The 19,627-nt window shown below is 58.6% G+C and carries 18 protein-coding genes; 15 read left to right on the top strand and 3 right to left on the bottom strand.

Features of this window, described 5'->3' with window-relative positions; genetic code table 11:
- Positions 1-25: 25 nt before the first annotated feature.
- The 4 genes from copC (at position 26) to CEJ42_RS00510 (ending at position 4,290) form a co-directional block, all read left to right on the top strand.
- Positions 26-412: a copper homeostasis periplasmic binding protein CopC gene (copC, locus tag CEJ42_RS00495; protein ID WP_061286753.1), complete on the top strand. Its 387-nt coding sequence runs from the start codon at positions 26-28 to the stop codon at positions 410-412.
- Positions 413-419: 7 nt separating this feature from the next.
- On the top strand, positions 420-1,343 hold the full coding sequence (gene copD / locus CEJ42_RS00500; RefSeq protein ID WP_061286752.1) for a copper homeostasis membrane protein CopD: 924 nt from the start codon (positions 420-422) through the stop codon (positions 1,341-1,343).
- Between the two features lie 71 nt (positions 1,344-1,414).
- Entirely contained in the window at positions 1,415-1,831 is a 417-nt protein-coding gene (locus CEJ42_RS00505; protein ID WP_050470630.1) for a DUF411 domain-containing protein, read from the top strand.
- A gap of 116 nt (positions 1,832-1,947) precedes the next feature.
- Positions 1,948-4,290, top strand: a complete 2,343-nt coding sequence (locus tag CEJ42_RS00510; protein WP_165774361.1) for a heavy metal translocating P-type ATPase — start codon at positions 1,948-1,950, stop codon at positions 4,288-4,290.
- 21 nt (positions 4,291-4,311) lie between these two features.
- On the opposite strand, the gene CEJ42_RS00515 is transcribed toward CEJ42_RS00510, so the two are convergent.
- Positions 4,312-5,358: a DNA-binding protein gene (locus CEJ42_RS00515; RefSeq protein ID WP_088749737.1), complete on the bottom strand. Its 1,047-nt coding sequence runs from the start codon at positions 5,356-5,358 to the stop codon at positions 4,312-4,314.
- A 186-nt stretch (positions 5,359-5,544) separates the two neighbouring features.
- Between CEJ42_RS00515 and CEJ42_RS00520 the strand changes: the two genes are divergently transcribed.
- The 11 genes from CEJ42_RS00520 to CEJ42_RS00575 all read left to right on the top strand — a co-directional run bounded on the left by CEJ42_RS00520 (position 5,545) and on the right by CEJ42_RS00575 (position 17,929).
- Positions 5,545-6,507 carry a site-specific integrase gene (locus CEJ42_RS00520; protein ID WP_050470696.1) on the top strand — a complete coding sequence of 321 codons (963 nt, stop codon included), beginning with the start codon at positions 5,545-5,547 and terminating at the stop codon, positions 6,505-6,507.
- A 119-nt stretch (positions 6,508-6,626) separates the two neighbouring features.
- Positions 6,627-6,962, top strand: coding sequence for an ArsR/SmtB family transcription factor (locus tag CEJ42_RS00525; RefSeq protein ID WP_050470697.1), 336 nt, complete (start codon positions 6,627-6,629; stop codon positions 6,960-6,962).
- 42 nt (positions 6,963-7,004) lie between these two features.
- Entirely contained in the window at positions 7,005-7,514 is a 510-nt protein-coding gene (locus CEJ42_RS00530) for an arsenate reductase ArsC (protein ID WP_008328786.1), read from the top strand.
- 65 nt (positions 7,515-7,579) lie between these two features.
- Positions 7,580-8,863 (top strand): arsenic transporter, encoded by a 1,284-nt coding sequence (locus CEJ42_RS00535; protein WP_050470660.1) that lies wholly within the window; start codon positions 7,580-7,582, stop codon positions 8,861-8,863.
- A 1-nt stretch (position 8,864) separates the two neighbouring features.
- Complete coding sequence (locus CEJ42_RS00540; protein ID WP_088749738.1) at positions 8,865-10,064, top strand: MFS transporter; 1,200 nt, start codon at positions 8,865-8,867, stop codon at positions 10,062-10,064.
- 9 nt (positions 10,065-10,073) lie between these two features.
- Positions 10,074-10,502, top strand: a complete 429-nt coding sequence (gene arsC, locus CEJ42_RS00545; RefSeq protein ID WP_050470556.1) for an arsenate reductase (glutaredoxin) — start codon at positions 10,074-10,076, stop codon at positions 10,500-10,502.
- Positions 10,468-11,205, top strand: coding sequence for an arsenical resistance protein ArsH (arsH, locus tag CEJ42_RS00550; RefSeq protein ID WP_154134776.1), 738 nt, complete (start codon positions 10,468-10,470; stop codon positions 11,203-11,205). Before arsC ends, arsH begins: the two co-directional genes overlap by 35 nt.
- A 494-nt stretch (positions 11,206-11,699) precedes the next feature.
- The gene (locus CEJ42_RS00560; protein ID WP_050470557.1) at positions 11,700-12,944 is read left to right on the top strand and encodes a TolC family protein; all 1,245 of its coding nucleotides are present in this window, start codon (positions 11,700-11,702) and stop codon (positions 12,942-12,944) included.
- Complete coding sequence (locus tag CEJ42_RS00565; protein ID WP_050470558.1) at positions 12,941-14,425, top strand: efflux RND transporter periplasmic adaptor subunit; 1,485 nt, start codon at positions 12,941-12,943, stop codon at positions 14,423-14,425. The genes CEJ42_RS00560 and CEJ42_RS00565 overlap by 4 nt, the downstream gene beginning before the upstream one ends.
- On the top strand, positions 14,422-17,562 hold the full coding sequence (locus CEJ42_RS00570) for an efflux RND transporter permease subunit (RefSeq protein ID WP_050470559.1): 3,141 nt from the start codon (positions 14,422-14,424) through the stop codon (positions 17,560-17,562). Before CEJ42_RS00565 ends, CEJ42_RS00570 begins: the two co-directional genes overlap by 4 nt.
- A gap of 28 nt (positions 17,563-17,590) precedes the next feature.
- A complete protein-coding gene (locus tag CEJ42_RS00575; RefSeq protein ID WP_008328976.1) occupies positions 17,591-17,929 on the top strand; it encodes a copper-binding protein in 339 nt (112 codons plus the stop codon).
- Between the two features lie 304 nt (positions 17,930-18,233).
- Here the strand turns inward: CEJ42_RS00575 and CEJ42_RS00580 are convergent, their stop codons facing one another.
- Both CEJ42_RS00580 and CEJ42_RS00585 read right to left on the bottom strand, forming a co-directional pair.
- Positions 18,234-18,998, bottom strand: a complete 765-nt coding sequence (locus tag CEJ42_RS00580; RefSeq protein WP_088749739.1) for an anti-sigma factor family protein — start codon at positions 18,996-18,998, stop codon at positions 18,234-18,236.
- Positions 18,995-19,507, bottom strand: a complete 513-nt coding sequence (locus CEJ42_RS00585) for a sigma-70 family RNA polymerase sigma factor (RefSeq protein WP_088750182.1) — start codon at positions 19,505-19,507, stop codon at positions 18,995-18,997. The genes CEJ42_RS00580 and CEJ42_RS00585 overlap by 4 nt, the downstream gene beginning before the upstream one ends.
- Positions 19,508-19,627 lie beyond the last annotated feature (120 nt).

Here is a 19,627-nt window from a genome sequence, read left to right on the forward strand (position 1 = left end):
CACAACATCTCCAAGGAGTATCGCCATGTCTTACCAGTCTCTCTTCGCCAAAACAGCCGTCACAATCGCTGCATTCGCTTTCGCTACCGCTGCTTTCGCTCACCCGAAGCTGCTCGGCTCGACTCCCGAAGACAACTCGACAGTGAGTGCGCCGGAAAAGATCGAGCTGCACTTCTCGGAAAATCTCTCCAAGCAGTTCTCCGGCGCCAGCCTCTTGATGACCAGCATGCCCGGGATGAACCATGGATCGCCAATGAAGATGGCGTCCAAAGTGTCGGGTTCGGATGATCCCAAGACCATGGTAATCACACCGAACCAACCACTGATGCCGGGCGTGTACAGCATCGAATGGCGCGCGGTCTCGTCGGACACCCATCCGATCACCGGCAAGATCACTTTCACGGTGAAGTGAGCAGATAATGGACGGGATGACCGTTTTGGTGCGCTTTGCGCTGTATTTGGACTTAATGCTTGTTTTTGGCCTGCCGCTGTTTCAGCTGCATGCACTGCGCCAGCCTGAGCGTTCATCCCCCTTGGGTAAGAAGTTCTCCATATTGACGGCCAGCGCGGCCGTCATCGGCTTAGCGCTGTCGGTGGTGAGCATGCTTCTCATGACCAAGGCCATGACCGGCGCTGCCGACATCAGCTCGATTGAACAGCACATGTTCGAGATGATGTTGACGGACACTTCCTTTGGCATGGCGTGGTGCCTTCGGATGGCGATGTTGCTCGTGGTCATCATGGCTGCGCTAATGTCGAGTGCACGGCCGACCGCGAGCGCAGTTCTGATGAGCGCAGCGGGGGGGACGGCCTTGGCCACACTGTCCTGGGCTGGTCACGGCGCCATGGACGAAGGTGTCCGCGGACAGGTTCACCTGATTGCCGACATCATCCATCTGCTCGCCGCTGGCGGCTGGGTAGGTGCGCTGGCAGCGTTCATCCTGATGTTGGTTCTGCGTTATGGCAACGACCCGGCAGATGTTTCCCTGCTCAGCCGAACGCTCAATGGCTTTGCACTGATGGGTACACTGATCGTTGGATCTTTAGTGATCACAGGTGCGCTCAACTACTGGCTGATTGTCGGCCCCACCGTTACAGGGCTTCTCTCTTCTCCCTACGGGCAACTATTGATCGCCAAGCTCGTCCTGTTCGGCATGATGCTGGCTCTGGCTGCCGCAAATCGCTACCGCTTGAGTCCGTTGCTGGAACGAGTCCATGTTTCGGGAGAACACGCCACGGCGATTGCGGCTCTACGCAGAAGCCTTTTCGTCGAAACCTGCTGCGCTTTCCTGATTCTGGCGCTGGTCGCCTGGCTCGGCACCTTGGGGCCGATGACTGAATAAGTTCACCCCTAGGGCGAGACAGAGTTGCATGATGGGGGAAGATTGAGGCCCCATATCGTAAAAGGAAAAAGATGAAAAAGTTCGTCCTAGCGAGCCTGCTCGCTCTGACCTCTGTTGCTGCGCACGCGGCTGGGGAGGCTATCACGGTGTATAAAGACCCGGATTGCGGCTGCTGCACGGCTTGGGTAGAACACATGAACCAGGCCGGCTACAAGCTCAATGTCATTGACCGCAAAGAGATGCCGGCGATCAAAAAGCGCCTGGGCGTACCTGAATCACTTCAGTCCTGCCATACCGCCGTTGTTGAAGCAACGGGCCAGGTGATCGAAGGCCATGTTCCGGCCCCAGCGGTGGCCAAACTCATCGCATCCCGATCGACAAAAGGTGTCGCGGTACCAGGTATGCCCCTCAACTCACCCGGGATGGGAAAGATGGATGGGAAGTTGGTCACGGTCGACCTTGCCGGCAATGAATTCTCACGAAATTAATCGTTAACCGTACTCTGGGATCCGTTTCGTCTGGAGCAGGCTGGCCAGTGTTTTCATATAGCCTTGACTTGCATCACTGGACCTCAAAGGTATGTCTGACCCGGGAGAGCATTACTATGGATGAACACCATCATCACACCGCAACAACTCCAGGCGTTGAAGCGGGCTCGCCGCCGGGAAAAAGCCAGACTGATCCGGTTTGCCACATGAAGGTGGCTCCCGACCCATACAGGAGGATTGAATACGGTGGAATAAAATTTTACTTCTGCAGTGACAAATGCATGGGGCAATTCCGTGCCAATCCGGCCGCATTTGTCGGAGAGTCAACAAAGCCAGAGGCAAGCACTCAGCCGCCTGATGGAACTATCTATACCTGCCCCATGCACCCGCAAGTCAGGCAGGCCTCTCCGGGAAATTGCCCCATCTGTGGGATGAGCCTGGAGCCGCTGCTACCGTCGGAGCAAGAAGAGGAGAACCCTGAACTGAGGGACTTCCAAAGGCGATTCTGGCTCACGTTACCCTTGACGGTGCTTGTCACGTTGCTGGCCATGGCTGGCGGCCGCATATTTCCACATGGCCTGACCGGTCAAAGCTGGATCGAGCTCGCGCTCGGTACGCCCGTGGTCCTGTATGCTGGCTGGCCGTTCTTGACCCGCGGTGTCGACTCGATCGTTCGCCGCAGTCCCAATATGTGGACCCTGATCAGCACCGGTGTGGTAGCCGCCTACGGCTATAGTGTTGTCGCAACCGTCTTCCCCGAACTATTCCCCAAGGCCTTCATAGAGCACGGGCGGATTGGTGTCTACTTCGAAGCCGCAGCCGTCATCATCTCACTGACCCTGCTGGGACAGATCCTGGAACTGCGGGCGCGCTCGCAGACCTCTGCCGCCATTAAATCACTGCTCGGCTTGGCACCTAAAACAGCTAGACGGATCGCTGCAGATGGTACGGAAGAAGATATTCCCTTGAGCAACGTTCATATTGGCGACCTGCTACGGGTCCGGCCAGGCGAAAAAGTCGCTACTGACGGGGTGGTCGTTGAGGGCGAGAGTGCCATTGACGAGTCGATGTTGACTGGCGAGCCGGTACCCGTTACCAAGCGGCCAGGTGACAAGGTTATCGGAGCAACGATCAATGCCAGCGGAAGCCTGATCATCCGCTCCGAGAAGGTCGGGTCGCAGACCATGCTCTCGCAGATCGTTCAGATGGTTGCCCAAGCTCAGCGCTCGCGCGCCCCCATGCAACGGTTGGCGGACGTCGTCGCCGGCTACTTTGTCGTGATCGTGGTGGGCATTGCTGTTCTGACGCTGCTAGGCTGGGGATTCTTGGGGCCACAACCCAGCTGGGTCTATGGCTTTGTCAATGCTGTAGCGGTCCTGATTATCGCTTGTCCGTGTGCTCTAGGACTGGCCACCCCCATGTCCATCATGGCCGCCACTGGCCGGGCCGCAACCCAGGGCATCCTGTTCCGAGACGCAGCGGCCATCGAAAGCATGAAAAAGCTCGATACGCTCATCGTCGACAAGACTGGCACCCTGACGGAAGGAAAACCTGCTTTCGATCGAATAATCGCCGCACCGGATATCCAGGAGGCTGAGGTGTTGCAGCTGGCTGCAAGCCTCGATCAAGGAAGTGAGCACCCACTAGCGCACGCTATCGTTGCCGAGGCACGTCGGCGCCAGCTTCCCTTATCGACGCCCAGCAGCTTTGAATCTTCCAGTGGGATAGGTGTTCGAGGGGTAGTCCATGGCGAGCGGCTAGCGTTGGGCAATACCAATCTGATGGACTCGGAAGGCGTCTCCTCGGAATCTCTGCTGTCGGCAGCAGAAGCTTTGCGTGTTGAAGGTGCCAGCGTGATGTATTTGGCGAGGAACGGCGTGCTTTTAGGGCTGCTGGCGGTCTCTGATCCCGTGAAGGAAACAACAAGAGAGGCGCTGGCCAGTCTAAAGGAAGCCGGGCTCATGGTGGTCATGGCCACGGGTGATGGCACAACCACGGCGAGAGCTGTTGCCGGCAAGCTCGGCATTGCCGAAATCTACGGTGAGGTTAAGCCTCAAGACAAGCTTGCACTCGTGGAACGTTTCCAAGCAGAAGGCAAGATCGTCGGGATGGCGGGCGATGGGATCAACGACGCTCCGGCGCTGGCCAAGGCAGATGTTGGGATCGCCATGGGAACCGGCACCGACGTAGCGATCAATAGCGCACATGTCACCTTAGTGAAGGGCGACTTGCGAGCCATCGCGCGTGCGAGAGGATTGTCGGTGGAAACCGTGCGAAACATGCGTCAGAACTTGGGCTTTGCTTTTCTCTACAACGCCCTGGGCATCCCCTTGGCCGCTGGCGTGCTTTACCCGCTTACCGGACAACTGCTCTCACCCATGTTGGCGGCGCTGGCAATGAGCCTGAGCTCGGTATCGGTGATCGCGAATGCGCTGCGCCTGCGCGGAACGCGAGGCTAAACGTTAGCTGGAGAAGACTTGTTAAGACTCGGATTGCCTATTTTTTCGAGGCGAGGGCTCGGTGTCCCGCAGATGAGCGCGCAATTCGGCACTGATGCTTTCATGGGCCTCCAGCTTTGCCTGTAGTGCTGCACGTTCGATCTCTACTTTCTGCAGCATCTGGGCTGCGGTCGCATTTTCTTGTTCCGCACGGGCTAAGCTGGCCTGCAGCTGCTCGTTGACAGCGCTCCTGTCAACCAACTGGGACTCAAGCATCTGATTTCGATTGGCCAGCTCCTGTAACGTGTCCAGCTTTTGCTGGAGTCGCGCTGCCACACTGCGTTGTTCGTAGAGAGCCTGCTGTGAATGCGACAACTCCGCGACTAGTCGCACGCCTTCTTGGTTAACGCGAGTCACTTCCTCTTGTTTGACGATGGCCTCCTGCCTGAGCTGGCGCAACTCGGCCTGCAAAGTCTGAATCTGCTGCTCATGGCGTCGCAGATCCTGTTCTCTCTGTTCCTTGGTTGCCGTTCGGTAGTGCTCAAGGGCCTCCCGGGCATGTTGATGCTTTTCTTCCAAAGAATTGCGGTGCTGCTCATTTTCCGCAAGGCGCTCGTTAAGGGCGCGTACTTGCAACTCAAGCGCGCGACTTGCGGCCGTCTGCTCCTGCAACTGAGTACGAGTTTGCTCGTGAGCTTGGGCCTCATGCAGTCTGGCACCGTCAGTCTTTGCCAATCGGGCTGACAAGTCGGCCGCCGTCATACGCAAGGCCTCCATTTCGGTCTGTAGGCGGCTAGTGGTCGAATCGGCCTCAGATCTTGCCGAGAGCACCTGCGCGTCCGCTTCGGCCTGGAGCTGCGCTGCAAGCCGTTCCACGAGGTCCTGCAAGGCCTCGCTGAGGGTACGCGACGGCACCGCCGCTCCTCCGTCTTCTTCCTCCAATTCCTTGAGATACTTGTGAATCGTGGTCTTGGATCCGGTATTGCCCAACTCGATGCGAACAGCATCCACAGAGGGGCGTCGCCCCATGGCCAGCAAGGTGTCACGTGCCTTCTTTACCTCGGATTTGTATAAGCCTGTGCGCGCCATAGTAATCCCTGTTTTTGATAATGCATTACATAATACGTATTTACATACTAAATTAGAAGGGACTTGTAGGTTAAAGTGGCATCAATTACAGACTAAATATTGACTAGTTATCTCTCCTGATGGGCTAAAATCAACCTCACTCAGCCCCGGCCACCTGTAATGCCGCCTTTTTGAACTTCAAGCACCATGATCCAGATTGACGACTACTTGCGCGCCGCCACCCGGGATAACACCCGCAAAAGCTACCGCGCCGCAGTGAACCATTTCGAGATCGAATGGGGTGGCTTCTTGCCGGCCACCGCCGATAGCATTGTGCGGTACCTGGCCGCCTATGCTGGCGTGCTGGCGCACAACACCCTGAAGCAGCGTATCTCTGCCCTGGGTCAATGGCATGTCGACCAAGGCTTCCCGGATCCGACCAAAATGCCCGTGGTGCGCAAGATGCTGCGCGGCATCCAGGAGCTGCACCCAGCACAAGAAAAGCGGGCCAAACCACTACAGCTTGAGGCGCTTGAGCAGACTTGCGCCTGGCTGGAACAGCAGCGCGAACAGGCCCGGCAACAGGGGCGTTTTGGCGATCTGCTTCGCCATACCCGCGACAAGGCGCTACTGCTCATTGGATTCTGGCGTGGATTTCGCAGCGACGAGCTTGCCAGGCTGGAGATTGATCGCATTGAGGCGGTCGCCGGCGAAGGCATGACCATTTACTTGCCGCGCACAAAGACCGACCGAAGCCTCAAGGGCACCACCTACAAAACGCCGGCGTTATCGAAGCTGTGCCCGGTGGCAGCCTACCTAGACTGGCTGGCTGTCAGCGGCCTGAAATCGGGCGCCGTCATCAGGGGCATTGACCGCTGGGGCACGATTAGCGAAGGTGCCGTCAATGCGGCCAGCATTATTCCGTTGTTTCGCCGGATCTTAAAATCTGCCGGAGTCACGGACGTCCACCTTTATAGTTCGCACTCATTACGCCGAGGCTTTGCCAGCTGGGCCAGTGCTAATGGATGGGAGATGCAGGCGCTGATGGAATACGTGGGGTGGAAGAACATCAGCTCTGCTTCGCGCTATGTGGATTCGCCTGATCCTTACCACCGTGAAATGCTGGAGCGTCTTGTGTCAAAGATGCCGCCAACTCTTGAGCAACCCTAAGTGACGCTTTTTCGCTGCACGTCCGAAATCTTGCGTCATCTCAGCTGGCTCTCACTTGTTTTTTCGCATTATTTCAATAATAATTGAATTATTGATATATTGAATTGAGGGCTGCGAATATGGAAACGAAATCCGTAATTACTGCATTAGCAGCGCTGGCTCAAGAGTCGCGCCTAGCCATCTTCCGCTTTCTGGTTCAGGTCGGACCAGAGGGCAGCGCTGCCAGCAAGATCGGAGACGCCCTAGGCATCGCTCCATCCTCTCTGTCGTTTCACATGAAAGAGCTGTCGCATGCCGGTCTGGTGACTTCGCACCAGGAGGGGCGCTTCGTCATCTATGCCGCCAATTACACCGCCATGAACGATGTTCTAGGGTTCCTCACCGAGAACTGCTGCGGTGGCAACGTGTGCTCGCCGGTGAATGCATGCTGCGAGCCAACCGCTACTGCCGAATGATCAATGCCTGGAACCGCCAGGCCTTCACACCAAGGAGTCACCATGTCCACTAGCCAACAGAAGACCTACAACGTTCTTTTCCTCTGCACCGGTAACTCGGCCCGTAGCATCATGGCCGAAGCATTGCTCAACACCATGGGGAAAGGTCGCTTCAATGCCTACAGTGCAGGCAGCCATCCGGCCGGCGCCGTCAACCCACTGGCGCTGGAGCAGATCCACGCCACTGGTTATCCGCTGAATGACCTGCGCAGCAAGAGCTGGGACGAGTTTGCGGCACCGGATGCCCCCAAGATGGATTTCATCATCACGGTTTGCGACAACGCTGCCGGCGAAGTATGTCCGATCTGGCCTGGACAACCGATCTCGGCCCACTGGGGATTCGAAGATCCTGCTGCTGCTACCGGCACCGACGAGCAAAAGCGCGCCGTATTCTCGAAGGTTGCGCGTCAGATCATGACCCGCGTGAACATCTTTGCCAGCCTGCCGTTCCACACGCTTGAGAAGACCTCGATCAAGCGCGAGATGGACGCTATCGGCGCCACCCCGGTTTAAACCTTACGGCAGGAGCCATTGGGCTCCTGCCTCCCTGACTCCTCTTCTCTGACCAAGGAAAGAAAGTGCTGGCCGCTTTTGTCATCTTCCTGCTCACCCTGATTTTTGTCATTTGGCAGCCCAAGGGGCTCGGCATTGGCTGGAGCGCGTGCGCTGGCGCGGCCGTGGCTTTGGCTGCCGGCGTCATTCATCTTTCGGACATCCCGGTTGTCTGGCACATCGTCTGGAACGCCACGGGTACCTTCATCGCCATCATTATCATCAGCCTGCTACTGGACAAGGCAGGCTTCTTCGAGTGGGCAGCTTTGCACGTAGCCCGGTGGGGTGGTGGTCGCGGCCGCATGCTGTTCGTACTGCTGATCCTGTTGGGCGCAGCCGTATCCGCCCTGTTCGCCAACGATGGCGCCGCGCTGATCCTGACGCCGATCGTCATCGCCATGCTGCTGGCGCTGCGATTCTCGCCCCAGGCGACGCTGGCCTTTGTCATGGCAGCCGGCTTCATCGCCGACACAGCCAGCCTGCCGCTGGTGGTGTCCAACCTGGTGAATATTGTCTCGGCGGACTTCTTCAAGATCGGCTTTGCGGAATATGCCTCGGTCATGATCCCCGTCGACATCGTGTCAGTCGTGGCGACGCTCATTGTGCTCCTCCTATACTTCCGTCGCGATATCCCCGCAAACTATGACCTGACCCAGCTTCCGGATCCCGTCTCTGCCGTCCATGATCGAGCAACGTTCGTTGCCGGCTGGTGGGTGCTTGCGCTGCTGCTGGTGGGCTTCTTCTGGCTGGAAGGCCTCGGTGTGCCCATCAGCGCCGTGGCGGCGGTCGGCGCACTGATCCTTCTGGCAGTTGCAGGCAAAGGCCGTGTCATTTCCACACGCGAGGTCATCAAGGGCGCGCCCTGGCAGGTCGTGTTCTTCTCGCTGGGGATGTACCTGGTGGTGTATGGGCTGCGCAATGCGGGCCTGACGGACTACCTGACAAGCGTGCTGAACGGCTTTGCAGAGCACGGCGTCTGGGGCGCTGCCCTCGGTACCGGCTTCTTGACGGCTTTCCTGTCGTCGATCATGAACAACATGCCGACGGTACTGGTGGGCGCACTGTCGATTGACGCCACCACAGCCCAAGGCGTGGTGAAGGAAGCAATGGTCTACGCCAATGTCATTGGCAGCGACCTTGGCCCCAAGATCACCCCCATCGGTAGCCTGGCGACCTTGCTCTGGCTGCATGTGCTGGACAAGAAGAGCATCCACATCTCATGGGGCTATTACTTCCGGGTGGGCGCGATGCTGACGCTGCCCGTCCTGCTGGTGACGCTGTCCGCCTTGGCACTGAGGTTGGGGAGCTGAAGTGGAGGCCCGCAAATCGACCTGGCTGATCCCTTCGCTTGGGCTGACCCAGATTGTCGGCTGGGGCTCGATGTTCTATGCCTACGGGATCTTGATGCAGCCGATGCAGACGGAGCTGCAGCTCTCCAAGCCGGTCGTGGTCGGAGCTTATTCCCTTGCGCTGCTCATTTCGGGGCTGATGTCGACGCTGGCCGGCAGCATCATTGACCGCATCGGTGGCCGATTGCTGATGGGCGCCGGAACCGTATTGGCCGCCTTGATGCTGGCGGCCATGTCGTTCGTTCACGATGCGCTGGGGCTTTACCTCATCTGGGCGGTAATCGGACTGGCCATGAGCGCGACGCTATACCAGCCGGCGTTCGCCGTGTTGACCCAGGTCTTCCAGGCAGATTTCCGCCGCGCCATCACGATGTTGACGCTGTTCGGCGGCTTTGCCAGTACCGTCGCCTGGCCGCTGACCCAATGGTTGCTGGAGCAGTACGGCTGGCGGACGACGTGGCAGATTTACGCGGTGGCCAACCTGGTGATCTGCCTGCCGGTTCATATGCTGCTTCCAGCAGCCAGGTCTATTCAGAAGACTAAGGCCGCCGCCAATAAGGATTGGGACCTGAAGGCGGTGCTACGGCAACCGAGTTTTTATGCAGTGACGACGGCCGTGACCTTGAACGCCCTGGTGTTCTCGGCAATGTCGTTGCACTTGATGTCGATTTTGCATGATCGCGGAATGACACCGTACTATGCTGCCGCAATCGGAGCGATGATTGGCCCCATGCAGGTGTTGGGCCGAATCCTGGAGACCACGATCGGGAAGAAGGCCAGCACCAGGCAGACGGGCCAGTTTGCCATTTCCTTGCTGCCAGTCGCTTTGCTTCTGCTCTATGCCCCAGCTGACTGGCTGGTGCTCTACGGACTGTTTGCCATCCTGTACGGCATGGGCAACGGCGTCATGACCATCGTTCGCGGGACGCTGCCAGCCGAGTTGTATGGCCGTGAGGCCTACGGCGCCATCAGCGGCGCGATGGCAACTCCGGTCACGATCGCTTTCGCAGCCGGTCCGTTCGTTGCATCGCTCCTCTATAGCGTCGGAGGCGGCTATCCCGGTGCCATAGCTGCCCTGGTTGCCATAGCGGCGACGGGAGCAATTCTCTTCTTTTTCGCTACGGCGGCGATTCGCCCGCAATCAGAGCCGATTTCACAATAGGACCTCACCATGACGATCATCTATCACAACCCCGCATGCGGGACCTCCCGCAACACCCTGGCCATGATCCGCAACAGCGGCGAAGAGCCGACCGTGATTGAATACCTGCAGCATCCGCCCAGCCGCGAGCAGCTGGTCAAGATGATTCAGGATGCCGGCCTGACGGTTCGTGAAGCCATCCGCCAGAAAGGCACGCCTTATGCTGAGCTGGGTCTGGATGACATTACCTTGACCGACGATCAACTACTGGATGCAATGCTGGCCAATCCCATCCTGATCAACAGGCCATTCGTCGTGACGACCAAGGGGACCAGGCTGTGCCGTCCGTCCGAGTTGGTATTGGACATCCTCCCGAACCCGCAGCAAGGCGCTTTCACCAAGGAAGATGGCGAAGTCGTGATCAATGCGGAGGGCCAACGTGTCGCACCAGGTAACTGATCTGCCTAACGTCGATCCCGGCCAGTTCAAGGTGCCGGCGATCGGTGACTTCTCGAAAATTGGCGCATCGACCCACCGTCCGCGCTTTCTCCTGCTGTACGGATCTGTTCGTGAACGTTCTTACAGCAGGTTATTGACCATGGAAGCGGCACGGCTGCTGGAAGCGATGGGCGGCGAGGTCAAAATCTTTGATCCCCGCGGCTTGCCGCTGCCGGATAGCGAACCGGAGACACATCCTAAGGTCGCGGAACTACGCGAGCTGGCGAACTGGTCCGAAGGTATGGTTTGGTGTTCGCCAGAGCGCCACGGCGCTATGACCGGCATCATGAAGGCCCAGATTGACTGGATTCCGTTGACACAGGGGGCTATCCGTCCTTCACAAGGCAAGACCTTGGCCGTCATGGAAGTGTCCGGTGGATCGCAGTCCTTCAATGCTGTGAATCAAATGCGGATTTTGGGGCGCTGGATGCGGATGCTGACCATTCCCAATCAATCCTCGGTGGCCAAAGCGTACCTAGAATTTGACGACGCTGGCAGGATGAAGCCATCGCCTTACTACGAGCGGGTGGTCGATGTGATGGAAGAACTGTTCAAATTCACGCTGCTAACGCGTGATGTCTCGCCGTTCCTGACCGACCGATACAGCGAACGCCGAGAAAGCGCATTAGAACTGAGCAAGCGAATGAACCAGAAATCTATTTAAACCCAGCTCATCGAGACATGATCTATAATTTGTGCGATGAAAATGCTTCGTACATTTCTGATAGTGTTGCTAGCCATTGCCATTCCCCTTGAGGGATTGGCGGCTGTGCGCATGGTCGAAATGATGCGTAGTGTCACTCCTGCCATGGAGATGTCGGTCTCCGCAAACAGCTCGGACGAAACTTGCGTCATGAGCATGTCAAGTGGGGACAAGTCATCAAAATCGACGGCGCCATGCAAGATGGGAGACGCCTGCAAGATTTGCCAAGTGTTTCCGTCGACCACACCTTCAGCGGACGTTAATCTGCACGTTCTTCCCTTGATCGCAACGGTCTCCCTGTTGCCCGAATCGTTTCTTCCTTCCCACGATCCGTCCGGATTGTGGCGTCCCCCTCGTTCACTCTGATCGTTGCTGATTTCTTGACACGCTTGGCTTGAGCGCCAAGTGGTCTTTCGCGCGCTTTTTCGCGCAGTCACGCTATGGAGTGAACAATCATGTCCTTTCACAGGATATCCGGGGCCCTGCTTGCTTTGCTAGCGGGGATGTCCGGCCTTGCCCACGCGGCTCCCTTATCTTTTAACGCTGCGCTCGATATCGCCGAGCGCCAGTCTCCCAACCTGGCCTCCAACAGGGCCCAAATTGCGGCAGCCCAATCATCGGCGATACCTGCAGGTGCTTTACCTGACCCCAAGATCTTTGCCGGTATCGACAACTATCCCGTCTCCGGGCCGGATCGAGGCCGACTCAATGCCGACTCTATGACGATGCAGAAAATCGGCGTCATGCAGGATTTTCCCAATGCGGCCAAGCGCCAGGCCCGCGTTGCCGTAGCCGAAGCTTCGATCGAAACTGCGCAAGCACAGCGGCAAGTGGAGCGCCTCAAGCTGCGCAGAGCCACGGCCTTGGCTTGGCTCAACCGCTATTTCCTGGAACGCAAGATCTCGCTGTTCGATGATTTGGACAAAGAGAATTTGCTTTTGGCAGATGCCGTGCGCGCACAGATCGCGTCTGGCCGTACTCAGGTAGCCGATAGTGTGATGCCGAAGCAGGAAGCGGCTCAATTGGCTGACCGTCGTGATGAACTGATCCGCGACCTCGTCAAGGCCAAGTCCGGCCTCCGCCGCTATGTGGGTGGTGAAGCCGATGAGCCACTGGTCGATGCTTTGCCTGAGCTGCGCATCGATGCTGACCATTTACGCGATCACTTGCACAAGCATCCGGAACTGGAAGCCTATTCTGCGGAGAGCCACAAGGCGGAAGCAGAATTGCGCCAAGCGCAGGCGATGAAGAAATCCGATTGGGGTGTCGAGCTAGCCTATCAGCGACGTGACCCGCGCTTTGGCAACATGGTGTCGGTCCAGTTCACGTTCGAGATTCCAGTTTCCCCCGCGACAAGGCAGGATCCCCTCATCGCGGCTAAACAGCAAGAGCTATATCGCATCGATGCAGACCGCGAGGCCATGCTGCGCGATCACACCAACGAGCTCGAAAGCGATCTGGCCGACTACCAGTCCTTGACCCGCCAGCTTGAGCGCGCCAACCAGACGGTCTTGCCCTTGGCACAGCAAAAGACCGAACTCCAATACGCCAGCTATCGCGCAGGCAAAAGTGACTTGACGACGGTCCTGGCGGCACGCCGAGAAGTCGTCGACCAGCGCCTGAAAATCATCGATTTGGAGGCGCAAAAATCCGCAGTCGCCGCCCGGCTCTATTTCGCCTATGGGGGAGATCAACAATGAAAAAAAGCACTTATCTGATCGCCATGCTGATCGTGGCTGTCGGCGCCGGGAGCGGTATGGCCGGCTATTGGATGGCGCATCGTGCTGCCGGAGCTCAAGCCATGCAGACGGAGCCAGCAAATGCAGCTACGCAAGTCGAGCGTAAGGTTTTGTATTGGTACGACCCGATGATGCCGAATCAGCGTTTCGACAAGCCGGGAAAGTCGCCGTTCATGGACATGCAACTGGTAGCGAAATACGCGGATGAGCAAGATGAAGGCGCCGCCGTTAGGATCAACCCTGGAATTAGCCAGAACCTGGGCATGCGCACCGCCAAGGTCGAGCGTGGCAGTATTTCGAGCACCGTGCGCGCTGTCGCCAACGTGCAGCTCAATGATCGCCAAGTGGCAATCGTGCAGTCCCGAAGCAACGGCTTTGTTGAGCGGGTCTACGCACGTGCTCCTGGCGACGTCATTGCACGTGGTGCGCCCCTGGTGGACTTACTCATTCCGGAATGGACCGGCGCCCAAGCAGAATTTTTGGCGGTGCTCGGCACGAAGGACGTGGCGCTGATCCAGGCTGCCCGCACACGTCTGCAGTTGCTCGGGATGCCGGGTGATCTGATTGGCCATGTGGAGAAGAGTGGCCGACCTCAGACGATAGTGACCATCGCTGCACCTATTGCGGGCTTGATTCAGACCTTGGATATCAGGAGTGGAATGACGGTATCGGCGGGGGCGCCTTTGGCCAGGATCAACGGGCTCGATACCGTGTGGCTAGAAGCGGCAATTCCTGAGGCGCAAGCCGCACAGGTCAACGTCGGCGACAAGCTGGAAGCGGATTTTGCGGCGTATCCCGGCGAAAAATTCACAGGCAAGATCCTTGCCGTTCTGCCGGAGAGCAACGCCGACAGCCGTACCCTCCGGGTTCGCGCCGAGTTGCCCAATCGCGATGGCAAATTGAGGCCGGGCATGTATGCGCAAATCACCTTGGGGGGCGGCAAGGCAACACCAAGCCTACTGGTGCCGTCTGAAGCGGTCATCCGTACCGGCGCGCGCAATATTCTTCTGGTCACAACCGGCGATGGGCGCTACCAGCCGGTCGAAGTGAAGCTTGGCCAAGAATCCGATGGAAAGAGCGTCATCCTGGATGGCGTCACTGACGGTCAACAAGTTGTCACGTCCGGTCAATTCCTCATCGATTCCGAGGCCAGCCTGAAAGGCATGCTCACGCGGCTGAACACTTCACCAGCTGCTGACGCCAAAAGCGCCCAGATGCCACTCAATGAGGCCACCGGGAAAATTGAATTGCTGCAGGGCCCTGACATCACGCTCTCGCATGGTCCGGTCCCAACGCTGGGCTGGGGAGCCATGACAATGTCATTCAAACTGGCGCGGCCTGAGATGGCAGCTGGACTCAAGACCGGAGATAGCGTGCATTTCGGTTTCCAAGAGAGAAATGGCGATTATGTGATCGAAAAGCTGGATCGGAGCACGCCATGATCGAAAAACTCATCAAATGGTCGCTTCGCAGCCGCTTCCTGGTCTTGTGTGGTGTGCTTTTTCTGGGGGCCTGGGGGGTATGGGCGCTCAAGACCACCCCAGTGGACGCGTTGCCCGATCTTTCGGATGTTCAGGTCATCATTCGGACTACCTATGCTGGCCAGGCACCGCAAATCGTCGAGAACCAGGTAACGTATCCGCTGGCAACCACCATGCTGTCGGTGCCGGGGGCAAAGACCGTGCGGGGCTACTCGTTCTTCGGCGACTCCTTCGTTTATGTCTTGTTTGAGGACGGCACCGACATGTATTGGGCGCGTTCCCGGGTACTGGAATATCTCAACCAGGTACAGGGGCGCCTCCCGGCTTCGGCCAAGGCATCACTGGGGCCGGACGCTACCGGCGTCGGCTGGATCTATGAGTACGCGCTGGTCGACAGGACCGGGCAACACGACCTGGCCCAGTTACGTAGCCTGCAAGACTGGTTCCTGAAATATGAGCTCAAGAGCCTGCCCAATGTCGCCGAAGTCGCAACGGTAGGCGGCATGGTCAAGCAATATCAGGTGGTGCTCGACCCGGTGAAACTGGCGGCCTACAACATCGCGCAAGACAAGGTCGTCGAAGCGATCAAGAAGGCCAACCAAGAAACCGGTGGCTCAGTGCTGGAGATGGCGGAAACCGAGTACATGGTGCGGGCTTCCGGCTATTTGAAGGCGCTGGCGGACTTCCGCAACATTCCCTTGGCGACGGGGAAAAACGGCGTACCCGTCAAACTGGGTGATGTGGCGACCATCCAATTCGGACCGGAGATGCGCCGCGGTATTGCGGAACTCAATGGCGAAGGTGAGTCGGTGGGAGGCGTCATCATCCTGCGCTCAGGCAAGAACGCGCAGGACACCATTGCGGCCGTCAAGAGCCGACTGGAAGAGCTCAAAAAAAGCCTGCCCGCTGGTGTTGAGGTCGTACCCGTCTATGACCGGAGCCAGTTGATCGATCGTGCCATCGACAACCTGTCGCACAAGCTGCTTGAGGAGTTCATTGTCGTTGCGGTCGTTTGCGGCCTGTTCCTCTGGCATCTGCGTTCTGCCCTGGTTGCCATCGTCTCTCTGCCGCTGGGCATCATGATTGCCTTCATCGTGATGCGGTATCAGGGCGTCAATGCCAACATCATGTCCCTAGGGGGGATCGCCATTGCAATTGGTGCCATGGTCGATGCCGCCGTTGTCATGATCGAGAATGCGCACAAGCATATTGAAGAGTGGACGCATCGACATCCAGGGCAACCTTTGCAGGGGGAAACCCATTGGAGAGTCATTGGTGAGGCGGCCGCAGAGGTCGGACCAACGCTGTTTTTCTGCTTGCTGATCATTACCCTGTCGTTTATCCCGGTATTCACGCTGGAGGCGCAGGAGGGACGCTTATTCGGGCCATTGGCATTTACCAAGACCTATGCAATGGCTGGTGCCGCCGGATTATCCGTCACGCTGATTCCGATCCTGATGGGCTACATGATCCACGGGAAGATCCCTTCGGAGAACAGCAATCCGCTCAATCGCTGGCTGATTCGTTGCTATCGGCCGTTACTGGAAGCCGTCTTGCGACGGCCTAGGGCGACACTGGCAATTGCGGCGCTTGCGCTGTTGACGACCTTATGGCCGATCAGCCGTTTGGGCGGCGAGTTCTTGCCGCAGATGGATGAGGGGGATCTACTCTATATGCCGTCTGCCTTGCCAGGCTTGTCCGCATCCAAAGCTGCCGAACTGCTGCAACAGACCGATCGCCTGATCAAGACGGTTCCGGAAGTCGCCAGTGTTTTCGGCAAAGCCGGCCGTGCCGAGAGTGCGACCGATCCCGCCCCCTTGGAGATGTTCGAGACGACCATTCAATTCAAGCCGCGTGATCAATGGCGCCCCGGCATGACGCCGGCGAAGTTGGTGAATGAACTTGACCGGGTCGTCAAAGTGCCTGGCCTGTCAAATATCTGGGTGCCGCCCATTCGTAACCGGCTAGACATGCTGGCTACCGGGATAAAAAGCCCGATTGGCGTCAAAGTGTCAGGCACCAGCCTGGCCGATATCGACAAGACGGCGCAAGAAATTGAACAGGTTGCCAAAGCAGTACCGGGCGTCAGCTCCGCGCTCGCCGAACGTCTCAGTGGCGGACGTTACGTGGATGTCGATATCGACCGGCTGACCGCCGCCAACTACGGTCTCAACATCGCTGATGTCCAGAGCATCGTCTCGTCGGCCATCGGTGGGGAGAACGTCGGTGAGACGATTGAGGGACTGGCGCGTTATCCGATCAGCGTTCGTTACCCGAGAGAGACTCGGGACTCGCTAGAGCGCCTGCGCGATCTACCGATTCTGACCGGCGGCGGCCAGCAGATCACCTTGGGAACTGTTGCCACGCTGAAGATCAGCGATGGTCCACCCATGCTCAAAAGTGAGAATGCGCGGCCCAGCGGCTGGATCTATGTCGATGTCCGGGAGCGGGATCTGTCATCTGTGGTCGCCGACTTGCGCACTGCGGTCAGTTCCAAGGTAAAGCTGATGCCCGGGTTGAGCATTGCCTACTCGGGACAATTCGAATACCTGGAGCGAGCAAATGCACGTTTGAAGCTGGTGGTGCCGGCAACGCTAATGATCATCTTCGTGCTGCTCTATTTGACGTTCCGGCGCTTCGATGAGGCAGCATTGATCATGGCCTCACTGCCATTTGCCTTGGTCGGCGGCATCTGGTTCCTCTATGTTCAAGGCTACAACCTCTCGGTTGCCACCGGTGTCGGGTTCATCGCTCTGGCTGGCGTGTCCGCTGAATTCGGCGTAGTCATGCTGTTGTACCTGAAACAGGCGGTCTCTGTCCGTGAACAACAGGTAGGTGCTATCTCAGTCCCCGTACTGGAGGATGCAATCCGCGAAGGTGCCGTGCTCAGGGTCCGCCCAAAGGCGATGACCGTGGCCGTCATCCTGGCGGGCCTGATCCCAATTCTGTGGGGAAGCGGCGCCGGCTCCGAAGTCATGAGCCGGATTGCAGCGCCGATGGTCGGCGGCATGATTACCGCTCCATTGCTTTCGATGTTCGTCATTCCGGCCGCGTATCGTTTGATGCGTGGTCGTCAACCCAAAGCCAATCCGGCTTAATTTATCCTCAATGTGAAAGGAAGTTGATATGAAGAACTTGATGTACGCCATGCTTTTTACCGCATCGCTGGGCAGCAGCGCGCCCGTATTTTCCGCAGACATGCAAGGCATGAAGATGGGCCAAGCCGATGCTGGCGAAATGATTTCTCATGGGACCGGTGTCATCAAGAGCCTCGACCAGAAGCAAAAAACCGTTACCTTGGCACATCAACCCATCAAAGAACTAAACTGGCCGGCAATGACCATGGGCTTCAAAGTATCGGATGAGAAAATGCTACAAGGCCTCAAAGTCGGAGACCAGGTGACATTCGAATTGAAGGGGAGTGGAGCCGCGCCCGTCGTGACGGGAATTCGTCCTGCCAAATAAGCCTGGCACCGTCCGTGCTTACACGTTCCTAATGCGACACGGACGGTAGGACGTGAGCAAGGCATCCATAAGGTCGAAAAGGTAACCAATCATCTATGAAATATGAATGATGGATGATTTCTTAATTACTTTTTCGCTTATGTATGAACATTTGCTTTATCTCGGCTGGCTCCCTAGTCGGATTGGGTTGGATGACAGGGTGGCGATCGGTCGTTTCAGGCAGGCGCCGCCGCGTTCGGACGAGCGCCGCCCTCCGCCCCGATCAGGGCGGGAGAGGCTTCATGCATTCGTGTGGGAGAGGCGGCTAGGAGAGCGGCCGTCCGGGTTCGACCGCCCGCTGCAGCGGCAGGGTCTGGGGTGAGTCGGGACTGACCACCGCGTAGAAGTAGCGGCCGGCGCGCCAGTACTGCGTCAGCAGCTGGCCCTCGCGCCGGTTGCCGCTGCCGAAGTTGAACAGCTCGCCCGGCGGGCGCAGGTAATAGACGATGGCCTGGCCGTCGCCGTTCTGGTACACCACCATCGCCGCCGGGCCCTTGTCGCTGGCCATCAGGCGGCCGCCCACCGGCCTGAAGCCGTAGGCGCTGAAGTCGGGCAGGGGCGCGGCCTGGACGAAATGGCGGTCCAGCCAATGCTGCAACTGCTGCGGGTCGTCGTCGCGCACATCGACCATCGAAGCCTGTTCATCGGAGGCGAACATGCGGTAAGCCTGGGTGGCATCGGCCATCGGCAGGTAGGTCTTGCGCATGTCGATGTCGCGCCACTGCCAGCCGCCCAGCGCGCCCAGCGACAGCGTCAGCAGCAGCGAGGCGGCGATGCCCCACTGGCGGCGGCTGCGCGATCGGATCTCGCGGCGGATGCGGAACGGGTCGAGCCGGGCCGGCGAGGCCGAGACGGGAACATGCTCCAGCGCCGCGCGCAGGCGCTGCGCCTCGGCCTTGAGCATCTCGACATGGCGGGCGGCTTCCGGATGCGAGGCCAGATGGCGCTCCACGCTGTCGCGCAGCGACGGCTCCAGCTGGCCGTCGGCATAGGCGTGCAGGTCGTGCTCGGTGGGCAGGTAACTGTTCATTTCATGATCCGCAGGTTGGGCGCGGCCGGCGCGCCTTCATTCAGTTCACGCAGGGCGCGGCGCGCGCGCGACAGGCGCGACATCACGGTGCCGATGGGAATGTCCAGAGTGGCGGCGGCCTCCTGGTAGCTCAGGCCTTCGACCGAGACCAGCACCAGCAAGGCGCGCTGCTCGGGCTGCAGGCGCGCGAAGTCGGCCAGCGCGGCGCGCGAGAGTGCGATGTCTTCCGGCGACGGCGCCAGCTCCTCCTCGCGCGACGAAAACAGCGACAGCAATCCCGCATAGCGCTTGGCGCGCCGCTCGCCGTCGATGAAGCGGCGATACATGATCTGGAACATCCAGGCGCGCAGGTCGCCTTCGCCGCGCCGTTCGCGCCTGGACAGCGCGCGCTCCAGGCAGGACTGCACCAGGTCGTCGGCGCTGTTCTCGTTGCGCGTGAGCGAGCAGGCGAAACGCCGCAGCCGTGGCAGCAGTTCGCGCAGGTCGTCATCGGTGAAATCTTGGCTCATGGCAATCGTCATCAGGCGCCGCAGCGGCGCGTCGTGTTGCGTTCTGCCAGTAAAACGAACGGCGGCGGGGTTTATTCCCGCCGGTTTGAATATTTATTCGGGGATTGTAGTCCTGCGCCC

Source organism: Herbaspirillum robiniae, from assembly GCF_002213415.1.
In the GTDB taxonomy this organism is placed as follows: Bacteria; Pseudomonadota; Gammaproteobacteria; order Burkholderiales; family Burkholderiaceae_D; genus Herbaspirillum; species Herbaspirillum robiniae.

Coding starts and splice junctions, on each gene's coding strand:
- copC (WP_061286753.1), top strand. CDS start 26: ATGTCTTACCAGTCTCTCTTCGCCAAAACAGCCGTCACAATCGCTGCA.
- copD (WP_061286752.1), top strand. CDS start 420: ATGGACGGGATGACCGTTTTGGTGCGCTTTGCGCTGTATTTGGACTTA.
- CEJ42_RS00505 (WP_050470630.1), top strand. CDS start 1,415: ATGAAAAAGTTCGTCCTAGCGAGCCTGCTCGCTCTGACCTCTGTTGCT.
- CEJ42_RS00510 (WP_165774361.1), top strand. CDS start 1,948: ATGGATGAACACCATCATCACACCGCAACAACTCCAGGCGTTGAAGCG.
- CEJ42_RS00515 (WP_088749737.1), bottom strand. CDS start 5,358: ATGGCGCGCACAGGCTTATACAAATCCGAGGTAAAGAAGGCACGTGAC.
- CEJ42_RS00520 (WP_050470696.1), top strand. CDS start 5,545: ATGATCCAGATTGACGACTACTTGCGCGCCGCCACCCGGGATAACACC.
- CEJ42_RS00525 (WP_050470697.1), top strand. CDS start 6,627: ATGGAAACGAAATCCGTAATTACTGCATTAGCAGCGCTGGCTCAAGAG.
- CEJ42_RS00530 (WP_008328786.1), top strand. CDS start 7,005: ATGTCCACTAGCCAACAGAAGACCTACAACGTTCTTTTCCTCTGCACC.
- arsC (WP_050470556.1), top strand. CDS start 10,074: ATGACGATCATCTATCACAACCCCGCATGCGGGACCTCCCGCAACACC.
- arsH (WP_154134776.1), top strand. CDS start 10,468: ATGCGGAGGGCCAACGTGTCGCACCAGGTAACTGATCTGCCTAACGTC.
- CEJ42_RS00560 (WP_050470557.1), top strand. CDS start 11,700: ATGTCCTTTCACAGGATATCCGGGGCCCTGCTTGCTTTGCTAGCGGGG.
- CEJ42_RS00565 (WP_050470558.1), top strand. CDS start 12,941: ATGAAAAAAAGCACTTATCTGATCGCCATGCTGATCGTGGCTGTCGGC.
- CEJ42_RS00570 (WP_050470559.1), top strand. CDS start 14,422: ATGATCGAAAAACTCATCAAATGGTCGCTTCGCAGCCGCTTCCTGGTC.
- CEJ42_RS00575 (WP_008328976.1), top strand. CDS start 17,591: ATGAAGAACTTGATGTACGCCATGCTTTTTACCGCATCGCTGGGCAGC.
- CEJ42_RS00580 (WP_088749739.1), bottom strand. CDS start 18,998: ATGAACAGTTACCTGCCCACCGAGCACGACCTGCACGCCTATGCCGAC.
- CEJ42_RS00585 (WP_088750182.1), bottom strand. CDS start 19,507: ATGAGCCAAGATTTCACCGATGACGACCTGCGCGAACTGCTGCCACGG.